This is a genomic window from Loktanella sp. R86503 (assembly GCF_042466455.1).
In the GTDB taxonomy this organism is placed as follows: Bacteria; Pseudomonadota; Alphaproteobacteria; order Rhodobacterales; family Rhodobacteraceae; genus Loktanella.
Window position 1 is genome coordinate 2,346,571 of the sequence record NZ_JAXHCI010000002.1, and the last position, 24,174, is coordinate 2,370,744.

Annotated in this window: 19 protein-coding genes; 8 read left to right on the plus strand and 11 right to left on the minus strand. The window is 57.2% G+C overall.

Annotation, left to right across the window (positions count from 1 at the left end):
• Positions 1–39: 39 nt before the first annotated feature.
• Entirely contained in the window at positions 40–1,395 is a 1,356-nt protein-coding gene (locus SJY10_RS12500; RefSeq protein WP_386683056.1) for a Y-family DNA polymerase, read from the plus strand.
• A 496-nt stretch (positions 1,396–1,891) separates the two neighbouring features.
• On the opposite strand, the gene SJY10_RS12505 is transcribed toward SJY10_RS12500, so the two are convergent.
• The 4 genes from SJY10_RS12505 to SJY10_RS12520 form a co-directional block, all read right to left on the minus strand.
• The gene (locus SJY10_RS12505) at positions 1,892–2,641 is read right to left on the minus strand and encodes a recombinase family protein (RefSeq protein ID WP_386683058.1); all 750 of its coding nucleotides are present in this window, start codon (positions 2,639–2,641) and stop codon (positions 1,892–1,894) included.
• Positions 2,642–2,930: 289 nt separating this feature from the next.
• Positions 2,931–4,619 (minus strand): DUF927 domain-containing protein, encoded by a 1,689-nt coding sequence (locus tag SJY10_RS12510; RefSeq protein WP_386683060.1) that lies wholly within the window; start codon positions 4,617–4,619, stop codon positions 2,931–2,933.
• 176 nt (positions 4,620–4,795) lie between these two features.
• Positions 4,796–5,335 (minus strand): hypothetical protein, encoded by a 540-nt coding sequence (locus SJY10_RS12515; RefSeq protein ID WP_386683062.1) that lies wholly within the window; start codon positions 5,333–5,335, stop codon positions 4,796–4,798.
• Between the two features lie 919 nt (positions 5,336–6,254).
• Entirely contained in the window at positions 6,255–7,157 is a 903-nt protein-coding gene (locus SJY10_RS12520) for a recombinase family protein (RefSeq protein WP_386683064.1), read from the minus strand.
• A 617-nt stretch (positions 7,158–7,774) separates the two neighbouring features.
• Here SJY10_RS12520 and SJY10_RS12525 point away from each other — a divergent pair.
• Positions 7,775–8,809: a hypothetical protein gene (locus SJY10_RS12525; RefSeq protein ID WP_386683067.1), complete on the plus strand. Its 1,035-nt coding sequence runs from the start codon at positions 7,775–7,777 to the stop codon at positions 8,807–8,809.
• A gap of 1 nt (position 8,810) precedes the next feature.
• On the plus strand, positions 8,811–9,767 hold the full coding sequence (locus tag SJY10_RS12530; RefSeq protein WP_386683069.1) for a DNA cytosine methyltransferase: 957 nt from the start codon (positions 8,811–8,813) through the stop codon (positions 9,765–9,767).
• A 611-nt stretch (positions 9,768–10,378) separates the two neighbouring features.
• On the opposite strand, the gene SJY10_RS12535 is transcribed toward SJY10_RS12530, so the two are convergent.
• From SJY10_RS12535 to SJY10_RS12550, 4 genes are all read right to left on the minus strand, one after another.
• Positions 10,379–10,528 (minus strand): hypothetical protein, encoded by a 150-nt coding sequence (locus SJY10_RS12535; protein WP_386683072.1) that lies wholly within the window; start codon positions 10,526–10,528, stop codon positions 10,379–10,381.
• Between the two features lie 712 nt (positions 10,529–11,240).
• Positions 11,241–12,161 (minus strand): MBL fold metallo-hydrolase, encoded by a 921-nt coding sequence (locus SJY10_RS12540; protein ID WP_386683075.1) that lies wholly within the window; start codon positions 12,159–12,161, stop codon positions 11,241–11,243.
• 164 nt (positions 12,162–12,325) lie between these two features.
• Entirely contained in the window at positions 12,326–12,799 is a 474-nt protein-coding gene (locus SJY10_RS12545) for a tRNA (cytidine(34)-2'-O)-methyltransferase (RefSeq protein ID WP_386683077.1), read from the minus strand.
• Positions 12,800–12,853: 54 nt separating this feature from the next.
• Entirely contained in the window at positions 12,854–13,381 is a 528-nt protein-coding gene (locus SJY10_RS12550; RefSeq protein WP_386683080.1) for a hypothetical protein, read from the minus strand.
• A gap of 187 nt (positions 13,382–13,568) precedes the next feature.
• On the opposite strand from SJY10_RS12550, the gene SJY10_RS12555 reads away from it, so the two are divergent.
• Positions 13,569–14,570 carry a hypothetical protein gene (locus SJY10_RS12555; protein WP_386683083.1) on the plus strand — a complete coding sequence of 334 codons (1,002 nt, stop codon included), beginning with the start codon at positions 13,569–13,571 and terminating at the stop codon, positions 14,568–14,570.
• A gap of 105 nt (positions 14,571–14,675) precedes the next feature.
• Here SJY10_RS12555 and SJY10_RS12560 read toward each other — a convergent pair whose 3' ends face one another.
• The gene (locus SJY10_RS12560) at positions 14,676–15,089 is read right to left on the minus strand and encodes a VOC family protein (protein WP_386683085.1); all 414 of its coding nucleotides are present in this window, start codon (positions 15,087–15,089) and stop codon (positions 14,676–14,678) included.
• 77 nt (positions 15,090–15,166) lie between these two features.
• Between SJY10_RS12560 and SJY10_RS12565 the strand changes: the two genes are divergently transcribed.
• Positions 15,167–16,459 (plus strand): O-acetylhomoserine aminocarboxypropyltransferase/cysteine synthase family protein, encoded by a 1,293-nt coding sequence (locus SJY10_RS12565; protein ID WP_386683088.1) that lies wholly within the window; start codon positions 15,167–15,169, stop codon positions 16,457–16,459.
• Between the two features lie 37 nt (positions 16,460–16,496).
• On the opposite strand, the gene SJY10_RS12570 is transcribed toward SJY10_RS12565, so the two are convergent.
• Positions 16,497–17,186, minus strand: a complete 690-nt coding sequence (locus SJY10_RS12570) for an SIMPL domain-containing protein (RefSeq protein WP_386683091.1) — start codon at positions 17,184–17,186, stop codon at positions 16,497–16,499.
• A gap of 145 nt (positions 17,187–17,331) precedes the next feature.
• Here SJY10_RS12570 and SJY10_RS12575 point away from each other — a divergent pair, with 145 nt between their 5' ends.
• Together SJY10_RS12575 and SJY10_RS12580 are read left to right on the plus strand one after the other, a co-directional pair.
• Entirely contained in the window at positions 17,332–20,247 is a 2,916-nt protein-coding gene (locus tag SJY10_RS12575; RefSeq protein ID WP_386683093.1) for a hypothetical protein, read from the plus strand.
• A gap of 88 nt (positions 20,248–20,335) precedes the next feature.
• The gene (locus tag SJY10_RS12580; protein ID WP_386683096.1) at positions 20,336–22,258 is read left to right on the plus strand and encodes a cation:proton antiporter; all 1,923 of its coding nucleotides are present in this window, start codon (positions 20,336–20,338) and stop codon (positions 22,256–22,258) included.
• Here SJY10_RS12580 and cobT read toward each other — a convergent pair.
• On the minus strand, positions 22,255–23,271 hold the full coding sequence (gene cobT / locus SJY10_RS12585) for a nicotinate-nucleotide--dimethylbenzimidazole phosphoribosyltransferase (protein WP_386683099.1): 1,017 nt from the start codon (positions 23,269–23,271) through the stop codon (positions 22,255–22,257). The genes SJY10_RS12580 and cobT overlap by 4 nt on opposite strands.
• 79 nt (positions 23,272–23,350) lie before the next feature.
• Here cobT and cobS point away from each other — a divergent pair, with 79 nt between their 5' ends.
• Positions 23,351–24,112: an adenosylcobinamide-GDP ribazoletransferase gene (cobS, locus tag SJY10_RS12590; RefSeq protein WP_386683102.1), complete on the plus strand. Its 762-nt coding sequence runs from the start codon at positions 23,351–23,353 to the stop codon at positions 24,110–24,112.
• Positions 24,113–24,174: the final 62 nt, after the last annotated feature.

Sequence of the window (24,174 nt, forward strand, 5' to 3'; positions counted from 1 at the left end):
CCAAAAAGCTAAGATGAACACTCTCGTCCGGAGCCTCTCATGACACAGCATTCACGCGGCCAGGCGCGCGGCATCGAGCGGCTCTACTTGGATTTCGACAGCTTCTTTGCCTCTGCCGAACAGCATTTCAATCCAGATCTCCGCGGCCGCCCAGTTGGTGTTGTGCCCTTAGATTCGCCTCACACCGGCTGCATTGCGGTTAGCCGGCAGGCCAAGGCACATGGCGTAAAATCAAATACGCCAATCTCAAAGGCCCGTGAGATTATTCCGGACATGATCTTCGTTGTCGCACGCCATGACGTCTATGTCCGCCTACACAAACGCATTTTGGATGTGATCGAAACAGTCGTGCCCGTCGCTCACGTTAGATCGATTGACGAGGTAGTCTGCAACCTACTGCCGTCGGAAGGAGCGCGCGCTGAGGATCTTGCCCAGCAATTGAAGACCGCTCTCTCCACCGCGTTCAGCGACGTGCTGACCTGCTCAATCGGCATGGCACCGACCGAACTTCTGGCCAAAATTGCGGCTGAATTGCATAAGCCGGACGGTTTCAAGCTTATCGAGGCCGAGGATCTGCCGCAGGCTCTGTCCGACATAGACCTTGGTGATCTACCGGGCATCTCGAAAGGCATGCGCGCGCGTCTTGAGGCAGCCAAGGTTCACAATTTTAATGACCTTTGGGCGTTGGCCCCCAAACAAGCGCGGGCCATCTGGGGCAGCGTAGAGGGCGAAAGGTTCTGGAACGGCCTCCACGGCTACCATACCGAGCGCCCAGCCACGACGAAGAGCATGTTCGGTCATAGCCGGATGCTGCCGCGTGACTGGCGAAATCCGGAGAAAGTAAAGATCTGCGCAAGGCTCCTGACAGAGAGTGCCGCTCGCCGTGTGCGCCGCGCCGATGTCCGCGCAACCAAGCTAACGCTGAGCTTCAGAGGTGGCGGAGCTCGTAACTCATCTGGCCGGCGATCGGACGACAAGCACTGGAGTTGGGAAGGATCATTTGCACCGGCTCGCGACGACCACACGTTCATGACTGCTCTCGACGCAGGACTCAAAGAGGCCGAGCGCAGGCTGCCCTTTCAGCCACGCTCTGTGAGCGTGATGATCCACGGCCTGATTGGCACCACCGAGGTGATGGGCGACCTTTTTGCGGCGTCACTGGGCGTATCTGGTGGCGCATCGGAGACGGCAGATCGCGCCAAATGGGAGAAGGTCAGCGATCTGATGGATGGGTTGCGCGCAAAGCTTGGACCGCAGGCACTATCGTTGGGACCACAGACAGAAGTGCCCGGTGGCTATGTCGGTGCCAAGATTGCCTTCGGGAGGATTCCGGACAAGGAGGACTTCAGTGGGCCGCCAGTCGCTGATGAAGACACCCACTTCGTCACGTTTTGAACAATAGTCAGAAAACACTATAATTAAACATCAAGTCGCATTCGATAAAGAATGTTCAGCATTACTCACGCCTACGATTGGAGATAACCTATTCGGAAAGATGGCGAACCTTTACTAGGACTAGGCTATCGGCTTGTTCCTGAATGGCGACCCTACAAAAGAGTCCCCGGCAAATCTGGCGACCTTCGAACGAAAATACTGAGCGCGCAAGCGGGCCGATCTGGGGCCGGACCTTGCCGCATAGACCTATTCGCCGACACCATCAAAGGCCCGATCTTAGCTTAGTCTTTGCTTCATTTTTAAGCTAAGAGTTTGAGTAGATGAATAAGGCCCTTTTCCCGCACGTCAGGCGCAGGATCCCAATTACCGCCACCCCTCTTAAAGATTTATACGAAGCGCTTCAGTAGGCCCTTCCAGGGCCTCTGAGACCCACTCTAAAGATGCAGCCCCCTTTGAAGGATAAAGTCGAAGGGACCTTGCCAGAATTTGTAATATATCAACCAAAGCCGCCTGCGTTATCCCAATCGTCCAACTCCAACTGTTCTTGTAAGTGCTGCCGGTAACGCTGTCGCAAACGGCCGACAGACCGTTCGGTCCACGGCTCTTGACGATCAAACTGATCTACGATGTTGAAGTTGCCGGAAATGTTCAAGGCCTGCGCCAGATCCTTTCTGCTGGCGTCCAGAAGAACGGGGTTTACGTCAAAAATGCCGAACATTTTCATATCGCGTTCTTCAGCACGACCCGCGTTTATCAAGGTCCCACGCCGGCGAGCGTGCGGAAGATTAGGAACGGATTTCTTACGCTCCGCCGGGCTTTTCTTCACATTCGCCGCAATTGCTTGGAGCGCCCTCCGAGCCAACCAATCACGCGCGGCACGCAAACGTGCCTTTAGTTCAGAACGGTCAATTTTGCCCTCGCCAACCACCCACACCGGAATTCCTCGCTCAACCAAGATATCGTAAACCCGCAGATCCCGGCCTAACCGGCAAACACTTGTAACAAGGATGGCGCACTTCAGATGCTCGGCATTTTTCAAAGCATCACGCAGGTCTGGCCGCAACATAGGATTCCCTGCGCCACTTTTGATATCCTCGTGCAAGGAGATCAGGCCTTTGCCTCCAACCCGTGCATACGATCTGATCGCGTCCTGCTGCCCATCGAGGCTAAGACCTTTGTAAGATTGCTGCAAAGTAGACACGCGCGAGTAGCCAACGAAAGATGGAAGTTGAGGGCGTCTGGGCACGGTGGAGGCCTTTCATGCTGAGATCGAGTTTCAGGGAACAAAACGTCTTGTTTAAAAATGAGGCAAGACGGTCGTTTTTTCTATAAGTCCCAGGCGTCTGGTGTGGGTTATGACATGTGACCAATGGCTCGTGTGAGCGCAGTCAAAAGACCGCCGCAAGCGCTCATGCGCCGATCGTGCGCTCCCGCTGGTAAATAATAGTGGCTCTCTCTCAAATGGTCGGACAAGTCGGACAGCTTGTGCGGATTTGGCTGTCCGATCTGTCCGAGTTGTCCGACCGCTTTTTGTTTTAGGATCCGAGTATAGACTTGTTCACGACATACAGGCGCGGGCGACCGGGAATAGCTATGGGCGCTTTCGATTTGAGATTTGATCCATCTGTGCCTGTAAGAATACCATAGCCTCGTGCGGCTCTTGCCACAGCTTTCAGATCCAAGCCTTCATGAATCTCCGCCCATCCCTGGTCGTCGAACATCATCCGGATTGCATCCTGCCACCCGACTTGATCGGGCACATGCGAGCCGCCAACCCACTGAAGCCGCGCGGCCTCGCTAGACACAAAGCCTTTTAAACGACGAACAATTTCATCTTGAGAATAGGGATCCAATTGCCCAATTTTCCACTGTTTGAAAAGCTCCGCAGCCGCTTGCATTGCTGTGCCAGCACTCCATCCTGTAAGGCCACACTTCGTCGCCATCTCGCCTGCCAATGCAATTAGTGCGAACTGCGTAGCGACCCGAATTGAGAGCTCAGTTTGGGGCCCGCCTTCTGACTTCAGGAGGTGATCTTTAATTCTTTCAAGAACTTTTTCACGGTTCTTGTGCTGGTCTGCGGTTGAGGCAATCAGCTTTTCAACGAATGCAGATCCTGCAGTGCCACATGTGTTTGCGCAGCATTTTTTCAGCCGATTGGAGAAATCGGCCGCACAAGGTTCTCCGTGCAGATCGTCGAAAATGCCATGATTGCGGCCATCCACCGTAATGTCCATCACCCTGACAATTTGCCCACCCATTGGAGTAATGCCGGCTTCGCCCAGCTTTTCTGCAATGCTTACTTCTCCGGTCGACAAAAACACCATTCGCCATTCAGGCAATGTAGCTGCCGCGCCGCGAGACGTAGCGCGCCCTTTACCTTGACCATTTGCGAGCATGTATGCCGCTAATGAGGCATCCTTCGCAGAAATTTCGCCCAGCTCGTCTAAGGCTAAGAAGCTATCGTCCGCTGACACTGCTGCACCTTCAAGAGCATTCGCGGTGGTGCGGCACGTTTGGATCAGACTGCGACCCCCCCATACAGAAGTTGCAACGTGAAGTGCCGTCGTTTTGCCAGTAGAGGACTGACCTTTAAAGTGCAGCCCGAAGCCGTCACGGCCCATAATACGAAGGAGTGGTCCACTAAAGGCGAGCGAGATCGCTACTACTAAAACAGGATTGTTTTCGGCCCGCTGCGCTACCTCTTTTGTCCAATCGCTAGGGGTGCCATTTTGAATTATCGGCCGTGGCTGAAACAACGATTGCCGCGGCGCATAGATTGCTTCCATTTGGCCAAGCGCTGTGCCGTCGCGTAGAATAAAGGTGCGGAAGCTCGCATCCGCCCAGCCTACCTTCTCTGTTAAGAGGGTGGCTTTTGCTGGTTTCCAGTCAAGAAGAAAAGTCGACAGGACTTTTTGTGCAGAGCGATCACGGCTGACTTCGATGCCTCGGTGGAGCAATTCCTTAAAAACCAACTTAAAATCAGAGATTTCGACGGCGCTCATGATCCATGTATGAGAATTGCCTAAGGCATCTGTTGCCACAAGCTTTCGTCCCCAGCGCTGGTTACCTAAATCATGGGTTACTGCCTCCACTCGAATAGGTCCGCAGAGCCACATGGGAGCACCGTTAATATTGTCTGCTTCGGGTAGCATGAATATCCCATCGTCCCGGACTTCAAACCCGTCTGGCAAATCGGAAAGATTGGTATTACTCGCATTCATCATCGTTGGTCTCCATACAAGGGGGGGGCAGTCCGGCACCACGCTATGAAAGCGAAGGCTGCCGGCTAGGGTTGGTTTGGGCGAAATTATGTGCAGGAAGGCGCTAAGCTCGCCGAAATTAATTATCTCAGCGAGGGAAAGCCGCTTTTGCTTAGCGGGTAATGTTGGAGATTAAGTTACTAACCGGTAGAAAGTGCTGTCTGCCAATTAGGCACTGTCCAACGGACACTATGTTGTAGATCCTCGCGCATCTTTACTAAATTCGCCAATTGTTGAGCAATTGTAGGTGCCGCCGAGGGATTGAGAACAAGCTCCTTTTCGAAATCCTTAATGCGAGCATCAATCTCACGAAGTTTGTGCCGCCGAACCATCTCCGCCAAGGTCGTAGCGGCATCGAGAAGACACCCTACCATCACTTCGGCACGACCGAGCGAACCATGTGCTCCATCGTATGGATCAGCGTTATCGCCGGCGTCTTCCACAAGTCCAAACATACTCTTTGGCCCGCTATCGTCTTTAAAGTCAGGGGCATCGATGCACATAATGTCGAAATATAGATGAAAGTCGCTCAGATTTCCGTCGTCCTGAAAGCTTTTAAAAAAGGGGGTGCGATTTACAGTTTCACCGAAGAATTGGTCAGCAGTTTTTAGCTCCTCAGCACGCTTCGCGCGCTGCCGCTCCCGATAACGGCGCTGCTTTTCAGTGTTAGAAAGTGCCATTCAAACCTCCAGCTATGGTTACTGGTTACTAATACCCATAACCAAACCAAAATGTCAACAAAATTTGTTTTTGGAGCGACAGAAAGCAGATGAGACGACTGGTCCGTCATCGAGCGCTGACAGTCCGAGGTGACCAAGATCCCGCCCTTGTTTGGAAAGGGCCATCTGATAGATACAAAGATGACTTCCCACATGAGCAAAAAAGGCTCGAAGGGGCGAGTCGACATTTTCGACTGATTTGGACGTTGAAGCGGCACCCATCGTATCTGGGCTGAACGGTTGGGCCCGTGGGCATGTTTGGTCCGAGCCCCAGTTGTTTGAAGATTGAGCGACGCAGACTAATGTTGCCTTTCAGGTTCTGTATCCCAGTTCATCATTGGCAAATCGAGATGTCATGACGCGGTGCAATACATGTGCCTGCTTCATATAGGGACCTAGGCAATCCAAGCTTCGTTTGCCCTAGTGCCCCCCGGTGCGCTGGACCCCAACTAAAACGGCTAGGCCTACAAGCGGTTCCCCGCAGGTCAGTTAACCTATTCGCAACAGCGCGTTCTCTGTGTTGTCTGCGTCAGATGCGATCTCAATAGACGGATAGCATCTGGTGAGCTTCACAGTGTGCAGGCGGGGTGTCTGTGGTGTATTCCGGATCTTCTGATCTGCTTTATGTCAGCCTGCCTGAGACAGCCGGATCCCGACTAGCATGGCAATGCGCAACCTTGTCGAACCTTTACATTTTGGCAAAAAACGCCTTTCGCCTTGCATGCAAGGTTGGATCGATCAATAGCCTTATTTTGTTGGTGATTTAAAAAATCGTCAGGTTGGCATTGGTTGCTTGCGCAAGGCTGAACGTTTACATTTCTGGTAACAGACGCGTGAAGTGTAAAGGTTACGCAAGGCGCATGCAGGGCAGAGCGCAGCCCTAGAAGCGCCCCCACAGCGGGTTGTCCTTCATGAGTTCATGCTCGGCCATGGCTTCAATCTCCGCAGCATCAAGACTGCCGGGTGTATCGCATAAGGCGTCCACATCACCTACTGCTTGCCCTTCAGAGTCGATAAGAGAGCCGTAGGACGCTGAGGTCTGAGCCCCCTTCGCGTTACCCATCAAGATAGCTCTTGCTGCTCCTAGGGGCTTCGTAATGCTTCCTTTGGTCCATGGCTTTGGGCGTTCATTTGTGCTTCGTGCCGGATGAATTCCTACTGCTGTAAACATTTCCCCGATCTGCATTCGGCTGAGCAGATCTTGGTTAGGCACAATCGCGAGATAGTCGGCCATCCGCTCTACAAGCGACCTGCTTTTCTTCGATCGAACAAGAGCTGACGCTTCATTCCCGGCCTTACCACCATCTGCCGGACCAAATTCCTGACCAGCGCGTTTCAACTTGTCGATCGCGGACTTTGTGCCAATTCCAACTAACGTCCGAAAGTGTTCATGATGCTCAGCTACTTCGATCCACCATGGCTGGCCTTCATAGGCTGAAAGGCAGTCATCGAACACAAACATGTCGGGATACGCATCATGAAGTTGTTTGGCGTGTTTGCCGTTGCGAGAAATACGTGATGGATCTGCAGCCAGTATTTTGTAGCCGTTCTCTTTGGCCCGCCGAAGGCAGCTATGCAGAACGGGGCGATCATCTGCTGACGACAAAGTGCCCTGCTGCACTTCTGTCTCGAACGGCAGCAACGTGTAACCATCTTTGGCAGCCAAGATCGCAAGACGCTCCCATTGGCGTCCGAGTTCACCTTCTTGTCCAAGCGTAGAAACCCGGCCGTAGGGGATGGCTATCTTAATTGCTGAAGTGGCTAGGTCGCGTGCGGTCGTCATTGGCTTGTGGCTCTTGTGTTGGGGTCAGATGGACTGACTGGCTTAGGGATTAACCAGGTGTATAGGGGGTGTGTGTAGTTACTGAGGGCAACGGGTAAGCCCCTGTCTATTAAAGAGAAAAAAATTTAGATAATAGCATAAAATGCGGCCAAATGGCGTCTAGCGAGCCTTACGCGGTGCGCTTGTTCAAGTTGATAGACATGCCGCCTCTAAGATTCCTGCACTTATTGCTCGTTGTGCTTTCGTTATAGCCAGCCTCCGGATCAGATGCGAAAAACTTCGGACATATTTCCCGTCGGCAAACAGTATGACTGCCTATCAAACAACGAATGGCGGAATGAACTCTTACCATTCTAGATTATTAGGCTCACCGCCTAGATCAAGCTCAGCCACCAGCTTTCTAAAACTCAGTGGCAGTGCTGACAGCGCACTATCGTCGATAGCTAAGCCCTAAGTTCCGCACCGCGATGCTCACAACAAGGCGGCCTTGCTGTTCATTACGCCGCCGCTTTGCAAGATCACTTGTTGCAAGGGTCTGGACTTACGTCAAAGTTGAGTTTGAGCCCTACTAGCGATTCCATGCCGGTGGCGGCTATCACATTGGGATAAGGATTATCATGACTGCTGCAGAGTTCGAAGCGATTTTGGAAATAGTGGCCGAACGCCTGAACCGAGACGTGACCACAGATAATTCGATGCACAAGCCAGCAATCTTTGAAGCGCAAGTCAGGCACCGGATCTCTGAGCGCCTGGTCGAACTGGGCCTTGACCCGGCCCGGGATGAGCAAGTCCAGGCGTTCCCTGATATTGTGATCGGGAATTTTGGTGTTGAGGTCAAAGCCACCGAAAGCGACAGCTGGCGTTGCATCGCAAATAGTGTATCCGAAGGAAAGCGCAGCGCAGCCGTCGACAACATATATATCATGTATGGAAAAATGGGCGGCACGCCGCAGGTTATGTTTGCAGACTACGGCAACAGCATCATCCACGTTCGCACGTCCCATGTTCCTCGTTTCGAGATCGAGATCGGGTCTGAACGTTCTCTATTTGATCAGATTGGCACGACTTACGAAGATTTCCGCAAGCTCGACATGCACGATAAGATGACGCACATTAGGGAATATGCACGAGGTAGGCTAAACGAGGGGGAGCGGCTGTGGTGGCTTGAAGACAAGCCAGAGGATGAGCAAACCCATACACTCTCCATGGAGATCCGGCTCTACATGGACCTGCCTCAAGATGAAAAGCGTGCGATCCGCGCAGAAGCGGTTCTACTTTGCCCCCAGGTCTGCGGCGGCGGTCGGCAACGCCGGAAATATACCGACCCGGTTTCATACATGATGTCTTACCGAGGCGTCCTTTGCCCTCAAGCGCGTGACCTGTTTTCTGCCGGCAGTGTCGCCGGGCCGGCACGCGGCGGGCATTATGTCGAGCGTTCAATCATGGCGATACAAGATGAAATGCGGGAGGCGGCAGCCTATCTCGAGCCGGCACTGTTCGTCGAATATTGGGGGTCCGACGTTCCGCAAGATCAACGTATTATTGAATGGCTGAAGCGCGCGGATGGTTACGCCGTAGACTTTACACCGTCACAAAACTTGTTTTTAACGGAACAGAGACTAGAACAGTCAAAGAACGTTTTTGGGGTTTAAGATGAAAAAGCATACCGTCGTATCGATGTTTAGCGGATGCGGCGGCATGGACCTTGGCTTCTTGGGTGGCTTCGACGCCAGTGGGAAGCACTACGCCAAGAACCCTTTCGAAATTGTATGGGCAAATGATCTAAACCCGAATGCATGCCGAACATACGAAGCCAATCTGGGTCATCAGATCCACGTTGGAAGTGTCTGGGATCACATCGACAGCATGCCTGAAAGCTGTGACGTCGTGATCGGCGGTTTCCCGTGCCAGGATATCAGTATTAATGGAAAGCGGGCCGGCGTGGCCGGTGCACGGTCAGGCCTTTACAAAGCCATGGTCGATGCAGTTGAAAAGATGCGGCCTCGTATCTTTGTCGCTGAGAATGTCCGAGGCCTACTTTACGCATATAACAAAGACTCGCTTGCGAAAGTTCTGAGCGACTTCAAGGCCATTGGCTACGAGGTCAGCATCAAGCTTTACCATGCAGCTGCATACGGCGTTCCGCAGAAGCGCGAGCGTGTGATGATTGTTGGCGTGTTGAACGGATCGGTGCCGTTCGAGCACCCTACCCCGCTGCTTGAAAAGCCTGACTGGATCTCTTCTCGGGCGGCAATTGAAGATCTTGAAGGCGCAGAACAAGATCTCGAATTCAGTCACGTCTGGAGCCTCGCCCGGGCGTCAAGCGATCAAGGCAGCCGCGTTCTGAACCCTGACGTTCCAGCACACACTATCCGTGCGGAATGCCACGGGAACAACCAGTTTCATTACAAGCTGCCACGTCGGATCTCGATGCGTGAAGCCGCCCGCTTTCAGACCTTCCCGGACGAATTCATATTTCACGCAAAGTTGCGTGAGACTGAGCGCATGATCGGAAACGCCGTGCCACCCGTGCTGGGCTGGCATGTTGCCGGTGCCGTTCTTGAATGCCTCACGAAGGCGGATGGAGCCGCGTCGATCGCTGCGGAATAACGCTGCCCTCCGTCAGTTTCGAAGCCAAGCCGGCTTAGAAAGAGCGCGATTTCAGGACCTATTCCTTGCAAAATCATGACATTCGATTAATAAACAGAAAATTATTATACTTATATAGAACCGCCAGCTTTTGCCGGCGGGCCTGTGACTGATAACATTGCTAAAACCGCAAGGTTCAGACTGCGGGGGTTTTTATCATGCTCAGCACTCACTGCTTATATGCGTAGCACCAAGGTGCGACCCGGGGAACGAGAGCATGCAGGTTGCTAACCAAACCTTCATACAAAATAATGTATTGTTCATATGATGGAGCCTAAAAATTCACGACTAATCACGAAATGGGGAAACTTGACACCGGGCCGGACGTAAATACCGATCATCTAGCCGTCAGTGTATGCCGCATTGCAGATCTCGAGAATACAGTGCGGCCGCAACTCGTCGATCGACGGCTGACGCGTCGCGGTTACGCGCTCACGCATGAAGCAATTCCGGACGAAAGGAATGTCAGGCTCACGGTCGAAGTCACGAATGACGAATTCTAAGTTCCCGTTGTAGCGGATGAGGAAATTGAGCAAATGCTACCGGCGCACCTTAAGCACCTCAGCAGCGGCCTAAGCGGCTTCATGAAGCGTCGCATGGAAGTCATAGACCGCGTTGCCGCGCAAGACGAAGACGATGACGATGACGATGACGATGACGATCTTACGCGACCTTTCGTAGTCGTCAGGCAATTCGGCGAAGAACTTTACCCCGTTGCTCATGGTCAGTATTTATAATAGCCTTTAACAAGAATGCGGCTCTCTTCGATCATCGCAAAACTCTTGTTCTGTTCATCAAGCAACGCCGCGCCTAATGCAGTAATTTAGTAGCCACCGGGATTCTCAGCGACGTTGACGCCGATATGCCCTGTCCCGAGTGCGAGAGCGGCACCGCAGTTGACAGAGGCCAGACTGGTCGTTCGGTCCTTCTTGCGAAATGGGTAAGGCCGCCTGTTAGGGTAGTCAGCCACACCGCGGCTCTCGAACTTCATCGACCCGCCGTAGCTGTGACGGGCTTCCAGTTCTGCTTTAAGAAGGAGGGTGTATCGATCACGCACATCTACAAAATCGCGGATGCTGTCACCGTCGAGAGATGTATATGCGCTCATTTTGCCAATTTAGGTTTAATATCGAACGAGTATTGGCAAAACACTAATAAATCAGGCCATTAGCTTGCAATAACTCCTCGTAGCCCGCGAATGTGCGGGCTATTGCACCCGAGTCGCGTTCACTACAGGATCAGACGTGACGTGCACCAACATGGCGGATCAAAAGCAAGGCTCAAGAAAGAAATTTCGGTCAGAAACAGGTCCGTTACAACGTTACAAATCCATGCGTAAGTCATTGTTTTATATAGACCATACGAGAGTTCAATCCTCTCTCACAGCACCATCCGAAACCCCTGAAATGGTTATCCTTCTCGCGCGGCTGCGCTTCAGAATTTGTTGACAGGAATTTTCAGGTATGCCGCACCGTCTCCCTCGGGCAGGGGCAGTTGTCCGGCGCGCAGGTTAATTTGCAGGGCCGCCAGCATGCGCTGCGGCAGGGGCAAGGTCGCGTCCCGGTCCTGACGGGTCTTGATATAGTCGGCCCGGGACGTGCCATCACGGACATGGATGTTGTGTGCCTTATGCTCTGCCACCGTCGCTTCCCATTCGGGGGCGTCGCGTCCAGCCGCACCGTAATCATGCCCTACGAAAAGGCGGGTATCGGCGGGCAGAGCCAGAATGGCCTGCAGCGATTCCCACAGATCGGCAGCGCTGCCACCGGGAAAATCGGCGCGCGCCGTGCCACTGTCGGGCTGCATGAAAGTGTCGTGAACAAAAGCTGCGTTGCCGCAAAGATATGTTACCGAGCCAAGCGTATGCCCGGCAGACAGCATCACCTGCACCGTCAGGTTGCCTAAGGCAAATTGATCGCCGTCCGCAAACAGATGGTCAAAATCTGCTTCAGGGTCAAATGAATCTGGCATATTATAAATGTCACGCCAAAGTTGCGCGATATCCCGCACTTTTTCGCCAATGCCGTTGGGTGTCCCGGTGCGGGCCTTTAGCAGGGTAGACGCCATAACGTGATCCGCATGCGGATGGGTATCGAGGATACGATCAACCACAAGCCCGTTCTTTTTCACAAGGTCCAGGACCTGATCGATACTGTCTGTGCCTGTCGCGAAGCTGGCGGGGTCAAAGTTCCGGACCACATCGATCAGCGCCGCCTTTTTTGTTGCCGGATCAGCGCAGATATACTGGATTGATCCGGTATCGGGCTCGTATATGCCCCAGACGTCAGGCTTGTCTGCTCCGGTGGACGGCGAATGCCGCACGACAGCTTTTTTCAGCATACTGGTTTCGGGCATTTGCAGATCCTTCGCGGCATGGGGATTTCGACGTGGGCCTTGTCGGTATCTGAAAGATAGGTCTGTCTTTCGCTGCGGCAAAGCCGCTGTATGCACCGGCCGCTTTTCGAGGTTGGCCGTCCAGACCCCCTGCCCCCGCACATACATAAGCTAGTAGCGCCGCGTCAGCCGCCAAGCTGGGTGCGCATAGCCTGATAAACGACAGCCGTCGCGACGTTGGCAAGGTTCAGCGACCGCACAAGCGGATTGCGCATCGGCAGACTGAAAACCCGGTCATCCATGCCCGCCAGTATTGCAGGTGATAGGCCAGCGGATTCGCAGCCAAAGACCAGATAGGCATCCGGCTGATAGACCGGATCAAAGACGCTTTGCGCGCCGTGTTCTTCAAAGAAATACAAGCTGCCGCGCGGCGGCTGGCGTGCGTCCAGAAAGCCCTGCCAGTTTTCGTATTCGGTCAGATGGACATGTTTCCAATAGTCGGTTCCGGCGCGGCGCACGGATTTTTCATCCAGCGAAAAGCCATAGGGCTTGATCAGGATCAGTTCCATATTCAGTGCAACACAGGTGCGGCCGATGGCTCCGGTGTTGAACGGAATCTCGGGCGTGACCAGAACCACCTTCATACTTGGATTGGGCATAGGGCTATCAGCTTTCGATTTTATGCCGGCTTTGATGCGCGCAACGGCCTTGCTTTACCGCTGCGTCAGAAATGCTGTTGCCTGCACAATGGCATCGGTCAGTCCGTGGAAGAAACCGGGGTGCGTGACATCCACCAGTCCGGCGGGACGATCGGCGTCAGCGGCATTTTCCATAGGTATTGCCATATCCGGCGCAGACCGCAGAACGATCAACGGCGACGGATCTTTGACCAGCGCGCGATAGCTGTCTCCCTTGCCGTGTTTGAGCACATTTACCGCCAGATAGTATAAATTGATACGGTCGGCCAAATCATCCTCTCCGGCTTCGATCAGCAGCGCCTTTAGCTTGCGGGAAAACGGGCCGCGCCGGAAGTGGTGCTGCATCCGTGCCTCGAAGGCGGTATAGATGTCGATCGCTTCGCGTTCGAGCGTGACAATCGCCGCGTGCAGCGCCTGCGCCTGATCGTCGCCAGCGGCCGCGCCGCCACCGCGCGTGATTTCGTCAATCGTATTCTGCGCCGCCAGCGCATTTGCACGTGCGGCAGCGACCAGTTCGGTCACGGTCGTGGACGAGGTCATCATTCACCCTCCATAGGTTGCCGCAGCCATAAGCGATCTGGCCCCGAATGGGAGGGGCAGAATCGCAATTGCGCCTATGAAAGTGCCCCGCGCCACGGCGATCTGGCCCTGATCCAGCTCTGTTCGCGTCTGGTCAGCCTGATGCGCAGCCGTTATGGTCCGCCCAAAGGCCAGATAGGACGCGACAACCATGGTAGGGATGCAAGCGGGCGGACAGCCCTTCAACATCATGATCGTGGGGCAAGGCGGACGCCTTCAGTACGAAGCTCTGGTCTTCGTGGCCTCGCTACGCCAGATGTCGCCGCAGTTTGCCGGTGGTGTTTTTGTCGTTGAACCCCAGCCTGGTCCGAAATGGGACAATGATCCCCGGATGAGCCAAGACATACGTGACGCCCTGCTGGAACTTGGCGCGCAGGTCGTGCCGTTCGACAGCCAAGTTTTTGGCAGCAGCTATCCATATGGCAACAAGATCGAGGGGCTGGCCGCCCTGCCTGCGGGCGAGCCGTTCATGTTCTTTGACACCGACACATTGATTACCGGCGAACTGTCGGACCTGCCATTGGATTTCAACCGCCCCGCCGCCTCCATGCGCCGCGAAGGCACCTGGCCGCAGGAAGAGCTGTATTGGCCGGGCTACACGGCCGTCTGGAAATCGCTCTATGACCGTTTCGGGCTGGATTTTGCCTCCAGCCTCGATTTGTCACATCCCGATGACTATTGGCAGCGGTACCTTTATTTTAACGCAGGCTGGTTTTTCGGTGCGGATCCGGCCGCCTTTGGCCAGCGGTTTGTGGACTATGCCAAGGCCGTGCGCGACGATGCGCCAGAGGAGTTGGTGATCCAGCCACTTGACCCGTGGCTTGACCAGATCGTCCTGCCACTGGTGATCCACAGCTTCGGCGGCGGTCGTCCTGGGCCGGAACTGAAGGGTCTGGACGGCGATGTGACCTGTCACTACCGCCTGCTGCCGCTGCTGTATGCCCGCGAAAGCGATCATGCTGTACAGGTCATGGAAGCCGTGACCGCCCCCAACAAGATTAAAAAACTGCTGAAGGGTCACGAAGCCTTTAAGCGGATGGTCTATCAGGGGCGCGGGCAAAAGGTGCGGGCGATGTTTGATCGCAATGATCTGCCAAGCCGCGAACAGCAGATCCGCAATCAGATCAAGGCCAAGGGATTCTGGATACGCTAGGGCCAGCGCCTGTGTGAGGGCGCTTCCGATTTTTCGAAGAAAAATCGGATGTTGGGGCGCTGCCCCAAACCCCGGGATATTTATAACCAGAAGAAGAGGACCGGGTTATCTGGCGAAGATGTCCGCATCAGCGGCGAGGCCTTTGACTTCAATCGGATTGCCCGAGGGATCGCGAAAGAACATGGTCCACTGCTCTCCCGGCTCGCCTTTGAAGCGGACGGAGGGGGCGAGGATAAAGTCGGTCTGACGCTCTTCCAGACGGCCTGCGAGTTTGTTCCATTCATCCAGAGGCAAGATGATGCCGAAATGCGGCATGGGCACCATATGATCGCCAACCTTGCCCGTTGCGGCATGGGCGAAAGGCGTACCCAGATGCAGCGATAATTGGTGGCCGTAGAAATCGAAATCGACCCAGGTGTCCGTCGAGCGCCCCTCTACCGCGCCCAGCGCGCCGGTATAGAAGTCGCGTGCTTCGTCCAGATCGGTGACATGATAGGCGAAATGGAACGGATAAGGCATTGGCGGCTTCCTTGGTCGTTGAGTGGTGGGTTGAAACCTCCTAAACCTGAAGCAAGGCATTGCAAAGGGAGAGAGACATGTCCGGCGAACCGACCTACGGTTTTGATACGCTACAGATTCACGCGGGCGCACGGCCCGATCCGGCCACGGGTGCGCGGCAGGTGCCGATTTATCAGACGACGGCCTATGTGTTCCGCGATGCGGACCACGCCGCAGCATTGTTTAACCTGCAAGAGGTTGGTTACATCTATTCGCGCCTGACCAACCCGACAGTTGCAGCCCTGCAAGAACGTATCGCAACGCTTGAAGGCGGTGCGGGCGGTGTGTGCTGTGCGTCCGGTCATGCGGCGCAATTGATGGCGCTGTTTCCGCTGATGGCCCCGGGCAAGAACATCGTCGCAAGCACGCGGCTTTATGGCGGCACGGTCACGCAATTCACCCAGACGATTAAGCGTTTCGGCTGGTCCGCGACCTTTGTCGATTTTGACGATCTGGACGCGGTAAAAGCCGCGATCAATGACGACACGCAGGCCATTTTCGGCGAGGCAATTGCCAACCCCGGCGGCTATATCATGGACGTACGCGCGATTGCCGATATTGCCGATGACGCAGGAATCCCCCTGATCATCGACAACACTACCGCCACGCCATATCTGTGCCGCCCAATCGAGCTTGGTGCGACACTTGTCGTTCATTCCACCACGAAATACCTGACCGGCAATGGCACTGTCACCGGTGGCTGCGTTGTGGATTCGGGCAAATTTGACTGGGCCGCCTCGGGCAAATTCCCGTCCCTGACAGAGCCCGAGCCTGCCTATCACGGCCTTAAGTTCGCCGAGACCTTTGGCCCGCTGGCGTTCACCTTTCACGGGATCGCTATTGGTCTGCGCGATCTGGGTATGACCATGAACCCACAGGGCGCCCACTATACCCTGATGGGGATTGAAACGCTGTCCCTGCGTATGGAACGCCATGTACAGAACGCGCAAAAGATTGCAAAATGGCTAGAGGACGACCCCCGCGTTGACTACGTCACCTATGCTGGTTTGAAGAGCAGCAAGTACTTTGACCGCGTCGAAAAAGTCTGTCCCAAAGGCGCGGGCGGCTTGTTCACCTTTGCGGTCAAGGGTGGCTATGAGGCCTGCATCAAATTGATCGACAACCTAGAAATATTTAGCCATGTGGCAAACCTTGGCGATACGCGCAGCCTGATCATTCACCCTGCATCCACTACCCACCGCCAGTTGGACGAAAACCAGCAACGCGCGGCGGGTGCAGCACCGGAAATCGTGCGCGTGTCCATCGGGATAGAGGATGCAGATGATCTGATTGCCGATCTGGATCAGGCATTGGCCAAGGCAACCGCCTAGGTATCATGGGCGGGGTTTCGGCCCCGCCCCGATCGCGTTACTCGGCAAAACCCCAAGTGACGGTGACATCGGCGTTGACTGTGATCTGGCCTGCCGCCACGGGCACCTTTTCGGCGCTATCCATTGCCATACGCATATAGGGTTGCGGCGCGCCGCCAGATGCGCCGCCTTCGGTCAGCGACTGCACCGGCCCCAAGGCCACGCCTGCAGCTTGTGCGTAAAGCTCTGCCTTGTTCATTGCATCCGCGACAGCAGCGCGGCGGGCATCGGCAAGTGCGGGCTGCCGGTCCTGCAGATCGAACGTAAGCCCATTCATCTGGTTCGCGCCCTCTTGGACGACGGCGTCCAGCGTTTGCCCGAGATTGGCCAGATCAAGCACCTGCACATTGACGTCGGTTGCGGCAATATAGCCAGTAATGCGGGATGACTTCGTCGCCTCGTCATAGGTCTGCTGCACATCGACGCGCAGCCCACTGGTCTGGATATCCTCTGGCGCAATTCCGGCAGCTGTCAGGCTGGCCATGACCTTGTCCATATCCGCGCTCATGTCGCGGACAGCCTGTGCTGCGGTCGGGGCCTGCGCCAAAACGCCAAGTGACAGGCTGGCCATATCGGGGCTAACCATCACCTGCCCTGTTCCGGTTACGGTCAAACCGGCATCTTGCGCTACGGCTGGCATGGCCGCACTGCAAAGCAGCAGGCTTGCGATCTTCAAAGATTTTCTCATGACCCAACTCTTTCCAAATGATTTACAACAGGCGAGTGCACGCCAACGCCGTGTCGAACGCCTTGGCCCCGGCCCGGTTCTGCGTTAGCCTGCGCACAAGAATACCGAACATTTCCAGTATTGCGCACGGACGTATGGCCAATCGATGACACCTAATTTCGCACTCTCGCTTTCATTCGACGGTATCGCCCTTCTGCAGCAGGTGCCAGACGGCTGGCACCTGGTGGGCGAGGTGCCGCTTGAGACAGCAGATCTGCCTGCCGCGTTGTCGGACCTGCGGGATCAGGCCCTTATGCTGGACCCGTCCGGGCTGCGCACGAAACTGGTCATCCCTAGCGATCAGATCCGGTACATGACGTTGCAGGGCGAAGATACGACAACGGACGATGTGCATCACGCGTTGGAAGGTACGACACCCTATGCGTTGAACGAGCTGGTGATCGACACGGTGCGCGCAAACGGCAACACCTATATTGCTGCGGTTGCGCAGGAAACGCTGGTGGAGGCGACAGCCTTTGCCACAGATCACCTGTTTAATCCCGTTGCCTGCGCCGCCCTGCCGGAACCGGGTACCTTTGACGCCGAAGTCTTCTTTGGTGCCCTGCCTGCTGGCCGGAAAATGGATATTGTCCGGGCGGACAAACCCACTATGCAAACCGGCGTCGTCGTTTTGCCGCAACGTGAAGTGCTAGCAGATAACGCCCCAGCCTCTGCCGCCGACGCCCAACCAGCCGACGTGCCCGTCAATAAGGCCGCATCAGAAGACCCGGCCGCGCCTGCCGCCGATACAGAATTAGAGGTCATTTCGGAAACGGATGCTGTTGCTGAAGCGCCGCCATCCGATGATGCCCAGCCTGACCTTGCGGAGCCAAACCTTTCCGAGCAAGCCAATACAGCAGCGCAAGATGCAAAAGTATCTTTGCCGGAAAATGATCTGCCTGCCGCGACGGCAGCGCCGGATGCGGCCCGCGATGAACCGGAATTCGCGTCGCGCAGCAAAATTGTACCGCCGACGATCAATGCGGCCACCAAGTCCGCGCCATCGGTGCAACCGTCTGACAACGCTATTGCATCGGCATTGGCAGCCCGCCGCGCCCCGGCCGAACCCGCTGCGGATGGCGGCGCGCGACCGGCGGCACAAAGCCCGCGCATCGCACAGCCCATCGCCGGACATGCGCCTGCAATCCAAGGCAGCACCGCCCGCGCCGGTGTGACAGCCACGCCTTTGGCAGCCCCGGCGCAGGAACCGTTGTTCACCCGCCGTAAAGAGCCGCCCGCCCCCGTGGCAGGAACCGCCCGCCCGAAAGAGCCGGTATCCGCGCTTGCCGCCGCCATTGCGGCCCAGTCCGGCCGGCAGATCATTGACGACCGGCCCGCGGCGCAGCAATCGACGGCACAGCCCGGCGCAGCGGCGACAGCCACACCCGCAGCGGGCCGCGTGCGAGAGCGGGGAAAGATCCCGTTTTTGGGGCTGATTCTGACGGCAGTCCTGCTTTTGGTCATGTTGCTGGTCGGCCTGTGGTCCCTGACCCTGCCAAGCGGCACCGTCAGCGGCTGGTTCTCTGGCGCGGATACAGAAGACACGGAGCTTGCCGCGCTGCTGCAAGAGCCTGCGCCAGCAGCACCTGTCGAAGATGCGGTCTCGCAAGACAGCCCTGCGCAAAATGACGAACTGGTCGCAGCGCCAGATGTCACCTTGGAAGAGCTGCCGGCAGCAGAGGTCAATGACATATCAGAGCCCGCCCCTTCGGCAATCGTGCCGCAGACGGTATCAGCTGTCGCGCCGCCTGCCCCCATCGTCCGCGCCCCTGCGGGACGTGTGCTGTCACCCGATGAAGCGGATCGCATCTATGCCGCGACCGGCGTTTATCAACGCGCGCCCCGCATCGCGGCAACGCCGGTCAGCACCGCGCTGGAAGGGGTTGATCCCGTCGCCACTGTCGATGTGCCAGAGGCGCTGGACCAGCCGGACATGCCCGCCCAGGACGCAGCCGCGCCCGATGCGGTCATCGCAGAGCAGCCGGTTCCACCCGCTGCGGATGTTGTCTTTGACCGCGACGCGCGCGGGAATATCGCCGCCACGACAGAAGGCGTTGTGACGCCGCAAGGTGCCTTGGTGATCGCCGGCGCACCAGAGCTGCGCCCGATCCTGCGTCCCGGCACGCCGCGTGTTGAAATCGCACCGGTGGCACCGATTGCGCGACCTGGCGATTTAGTGGATGCGGCAGAAGACGCCCAAACCACCCAGCCGGCAGGCAATCCCGCCTTTGTTGCCGGGCCCCCGCCGCTGCGCCCGGTTCTTCGGCCCGGTGACGCCGCGGCCTTGACCTTGCCATCCACCGATGTGGCAGAGGCCCCTGACCTGCCTGTATCCCCGCCCTATACCGGCGTCCGGCCGCGTCTGCGGCCCGGCGGCCTGATTGCAACTGCAGCCACGCCGGACGAAGCCGAAACCGTTATTGCCGCCTATACCGGATCGCGTCCCGTCCTGCGCCCCGCTGGCATCGCCCCTGACGTCGAAGCAGAGGCAGAGGACACAACGCCGGCAGAAGAAGAAGCTGTCGTTACCGCCGATATTAACGCTGTCGCTGCGGCCATTGCCGCCGCTGCCCCCGCGTCGTCCTTTAGCAATCGCACCGCGCTTGCGGTCAGTGTCGCCCGCCGCCCCGATGCGCGTCCTAACAATTTTGCACAGGTCGTCGCCCGCTCTCGGCAGGCGGCAGCGCCGCCGCCCGCGGCTGCCGCACCTGCACCCACACGCACGGCAGCAGTCGCAGCCACCCCTGCCCCGCCAACCATCGTCGCCCCCAGCGGCAATGTCCCCGGGGGCGTGGCGCAGGCCGCCACAGTCGATAATGCGATGAACCTGCGGCAAATGAACCTTGTGGGCGTTTACGGTAAACCCAACGCCCGCCGCGCCTTGGTGCGTCTGGGCAACGGTCGCTTCGTCAAGGTCGAGGTCGGCAGCGCACTTGACGGCGGTCAGGTCACCGCAATCGGCGACACGGCCCTGAACTTCGTCAAGCGGGGCAAAACCTATGCCCTTGTGTTGCCAGGCTAAGGCATTTGCCGCGGATTTGTGTCGGCTTCGAAACCTTGTGTGATTGCGCCGCCATTGCGTAACGCCATTCGCCTTGTATGACAGGCGCATGGAAACATTTCTTCTTCAGGCTACAATCTATCTGGGCGCTGCTGTCATCGCGGTGCCTTTTGCCGCCCGCCTTGGTCTTGGCAGCGTGCTTGGCTATCTGGCTGCCGGCATTGTCATCGGCCCCCTGACAGGACTGGTCGGGACAGAGGCGAAAGACATCCAACATTTTGCCGAATTTGGCGTCGTGATGATGCTGTTCCTGATCGGTCTGGAGCTGGAACCCCGCGCCTTGTGGGATATGCGCGGACGCCTGATCGGTCTTGGCGGCTTGCAGATCACCCTGACCACGGCCATCGTCACCGGCGCAGGCATGTTTCTGGGCTATCCCATCCAGACATCGTTGGCGATCGGTCTGATCATGGCGCTGTCATCCACCGCTATCGTACTGCAAACCCTGTCGGAAAAAGGTCTGATGCAAACGGGGGGCGGGCGATCCGTCTTTTCGGTCCTTCTGACGCAGGATATCGCCGTAATTCCAATGCTGGCGCTACTGCCGCTTCTGGCAGTTGCCGGCAACAAACTAAGCATCGCGCCCGATGGATCGCTGGTGCGCAATCTGACCGAGGATCACCACGCCACCCTATCCCTGGTCGATGGCCTGCCCGGCTGGGGCGTCACGCTGGTGACCATTGCCGCCGTGGCCGCCGTGATACTGACCGGTGTCTACCTGACGCGCCCCGTCTTTCGCTACATCCACCACGCCAAGTTAAGAGAGATGTACACCGCCCTTGCCCTGCTGATGGTGACAGCCATCGCGGTGCTGATGGGAACGGTCGGACTGTCGCCTGCGCTGGGCACCTTTCTTGCGGGGGTCGTGCTGGCAAACTCCGAATTCCGGCACGAGCTGGAAAGCGATCTGGAACCCTTTAAGGGTCTGCTGCTTGGCCTGTTTTTCATTACCGTGGGGGCAGGCATCAACTTTGCGCTGCTTGCGTCGCAGCCCGCGCGGGTCGCCAGTTATGTCATCGGTATCATCGTCATCAAAGGCGCTGTGCTTTATGCCCTATCCTACCTGTTTAAGATGCGTGGCAAGGATCGCTGGCTGTTCACGCTCGGCCTTGCGCAGGCCGGGGAATTTGGCTTTGTGCTCATCTCCTTTTCTGACCAGCAGGGCGTGTTGCCGGGCAATCTGTCGGAAATGCTGCTATTGGTGATCGCCCTTTCGATGCTGGTCACGCCGGCGCTGTTTATCGGCTACGACTGGCTGTCCCGCCGCATGGACGACAGCGAAGAGCATGAACACGACGAAGTCAACGAACAGGGCGCGGTCATCATCGCGGGGATCGGCCGCTTTGGCCAAATGGCGAACCGGCTGATCCAGTCCGCCGGCTTTTCAACCGTTGTGATCGACAACGACCTGCCCGCGGTCCAGATGATGCGCAAGTTCGGCTATCGGGGTTTCTTTGGCGATCCGACCCGCCCCGATCTGCTGGCCGCAGCCGGGATCGACGACGCGCGTGTCATGCTCGTCGCCATTGACGACAAGGATATGGCCACGCGCCTTGTGGCCTATGCCCGCAAAGTGCGCCCCGATCTGCACATCATCGCCCGTGCCCGCGACCGGGTGCATACCTACGAACTTTATGCCGCCGGTGCCGACGATATCGTCCGCGAAATGTTCGACAGCTCCCTTCGGGCCGGCCGCTATGCGCTAGAAAATCTGGGCCTGACAGAGTTCGAAGCGGCAGAGGCGGAAACCCTGTTCTATCATTCCGATCGCAAGATGGTCCGCGATCTGGCGAAACTCTGGAAACCCGGTGTGCCGATCGCCGACAATGCCGACTATGTCACCCGGGCGCGGCAGTTGAACAACGACCTAGAAACCGCATTTGCATCCCGCGCTCAAAACCGAGAAGCGGAAGAAAAAGAACGTCTTCAGCCCCGCCGCCCCGGCGACACCTCTGCAAGCAACAACAACTAGCTTGCGCTGACTGCCGCTTCGGCAAAGGTCGCCATATCCGAATGACAGGCGGCAGCAGCCTTGACGATGCCGATAGCCAGGGCCGCCCCGGATCCTTCGCCCAAACGCAGGCCAAGCTGCAACAGCGGCGGCTTGCCCAAACGGTCCAGCAGGGCGGCATGGGCCGCCTCGGCACTTTGATGCCCTGCCACCGCATGATCCAGCGCACCAGGCACCGCAGCGGCAAGCGTGGCAGCAGCCGCGCAGCAGATAAACCCGTCAAGGATCACCGGAACGCCGTCCACCCGCGCCCGCGCAATGGCCCCCGCCATGGCAGCGACTTCGCGTCCGCCAAGGCATCGCAGCGCCTGTAGCGCGTCCGTGCCCGCCTCTGGATTGGCACCAAGGCCGCGGGCAACAACATCGGTCTTATGCGCCAGTCCCGCATCGTCAACGCCTGTCCCGCGCCCGGTCCAGTCACCGGGATTGCCACCATAAAGAGCATGGGCAATCGCCGCCGCAGAGGTCGTATTACCGATCCCCATCTCGCCCACCACCAGCAGATCCGTGGCCGTATCGACCGCGGTCCAACCGGCAGCCAGGGCTGCGACAACTTCGGCTTCACTCATGGCAGGGCCTTGGGTGAAATCTTGCGTCGGGGCATCAAGGTCCAGCGGCACGACATCCAGACGCGCGCCGTTGACTTTGGCAAGCTGATTGATCGCCGCGCCGCCGCCTTGAAAATTACCAACCATCTGCGCCGTCACCTCTGCCGGAAAGGCGGAAACACCCTGCGCACAAATGCCGTGATTGCCGGCAAAGATCACGATCTGGGGCGCAGCAATGCGCGGGCGGTCCGTACCTTGCCATCCCGCCAGCCAAAGCGCCAGTTCCTCTAGCCGGCCAAGGGCACCGGGTGGTTTGGTCAGTTGACCGTTTCGCGCCGCTGCTTTGCCGATCGCGACCTGATCGGCAGAAATTGCAGCACAAAGGCAGCTGCGGAATTCTTCAAGCGTCTGAAACGGAAGGGTCATGGTCGTCCTCGTTGCGGTTCGGTTCCGACCTGTCTAACCATAAGCCGACGAAAGAAAACCCATCTAATTGGACAGGCCCTTGCCCCGCACAACTGCCCTTATGACCCTTGGCGATCTGCCTGCTGCCTTTGGCCTGCTGACCCGCCTACCTGTGCGCGTCGATACAGCCCATGCCATGGCCCGCGGCGCGCGGGCCGCATGGGCTTGGCCGCTGGCCGGACTGGCGATCAATGCCCTGGCTGCCGGCGTTGCTATGGCAGCAATATGGTGTGGTCTGCCCGCCCCAATCTGCGCCCTGCTTCTAATCACCGTCCAGATGATCATAACCGGCGCGATGCACGAAGACGGGCTGGCCGACAGTATCGACGGGCTTTGGGGCGGCTGGGACAAGAACCGCCGCCTTACCATCATGAAAGACAGCCAAATCGGCACCTACGGCGTGCTGGCCCTGCTTATATCGGTCCTGCTGCGCTGGATGCTTTGGATCACGCTTCTGGATACCGCGCTTTGGCCTGCCGCACTTGCGATCGGCGCTTTATCCCGCCTGCCCATGATCGCCCTTGCCACAGCCCTGCCCCATGCCCGCAGCAACGGGTTAAGCCATGCCGTTGGCCGCCCGCCCCTGCCGACATGCCTGCTTGCCGCCGGCATTTCGCTTGGTCTCGCACTCTTCTGCCTTGGCTGGATGATCTTGCCAGTCATCACCGTCATCGCCCCAGCAACGGCTGCCTGGGCCATCATTGCGCGGCGCAAGATTGGCGGGCAAACCGGCGATATCCTTGGCGCATCCCAGCAAATCGCCGAAATCGCGGCGCTTTTGTCTCTCGCCGCTTTGGCCTGACCACTTCTTCTGGTTAAAAATATCCCGGGGGACGGCACAGCCGGGGGGCAGCGCCCCCTACG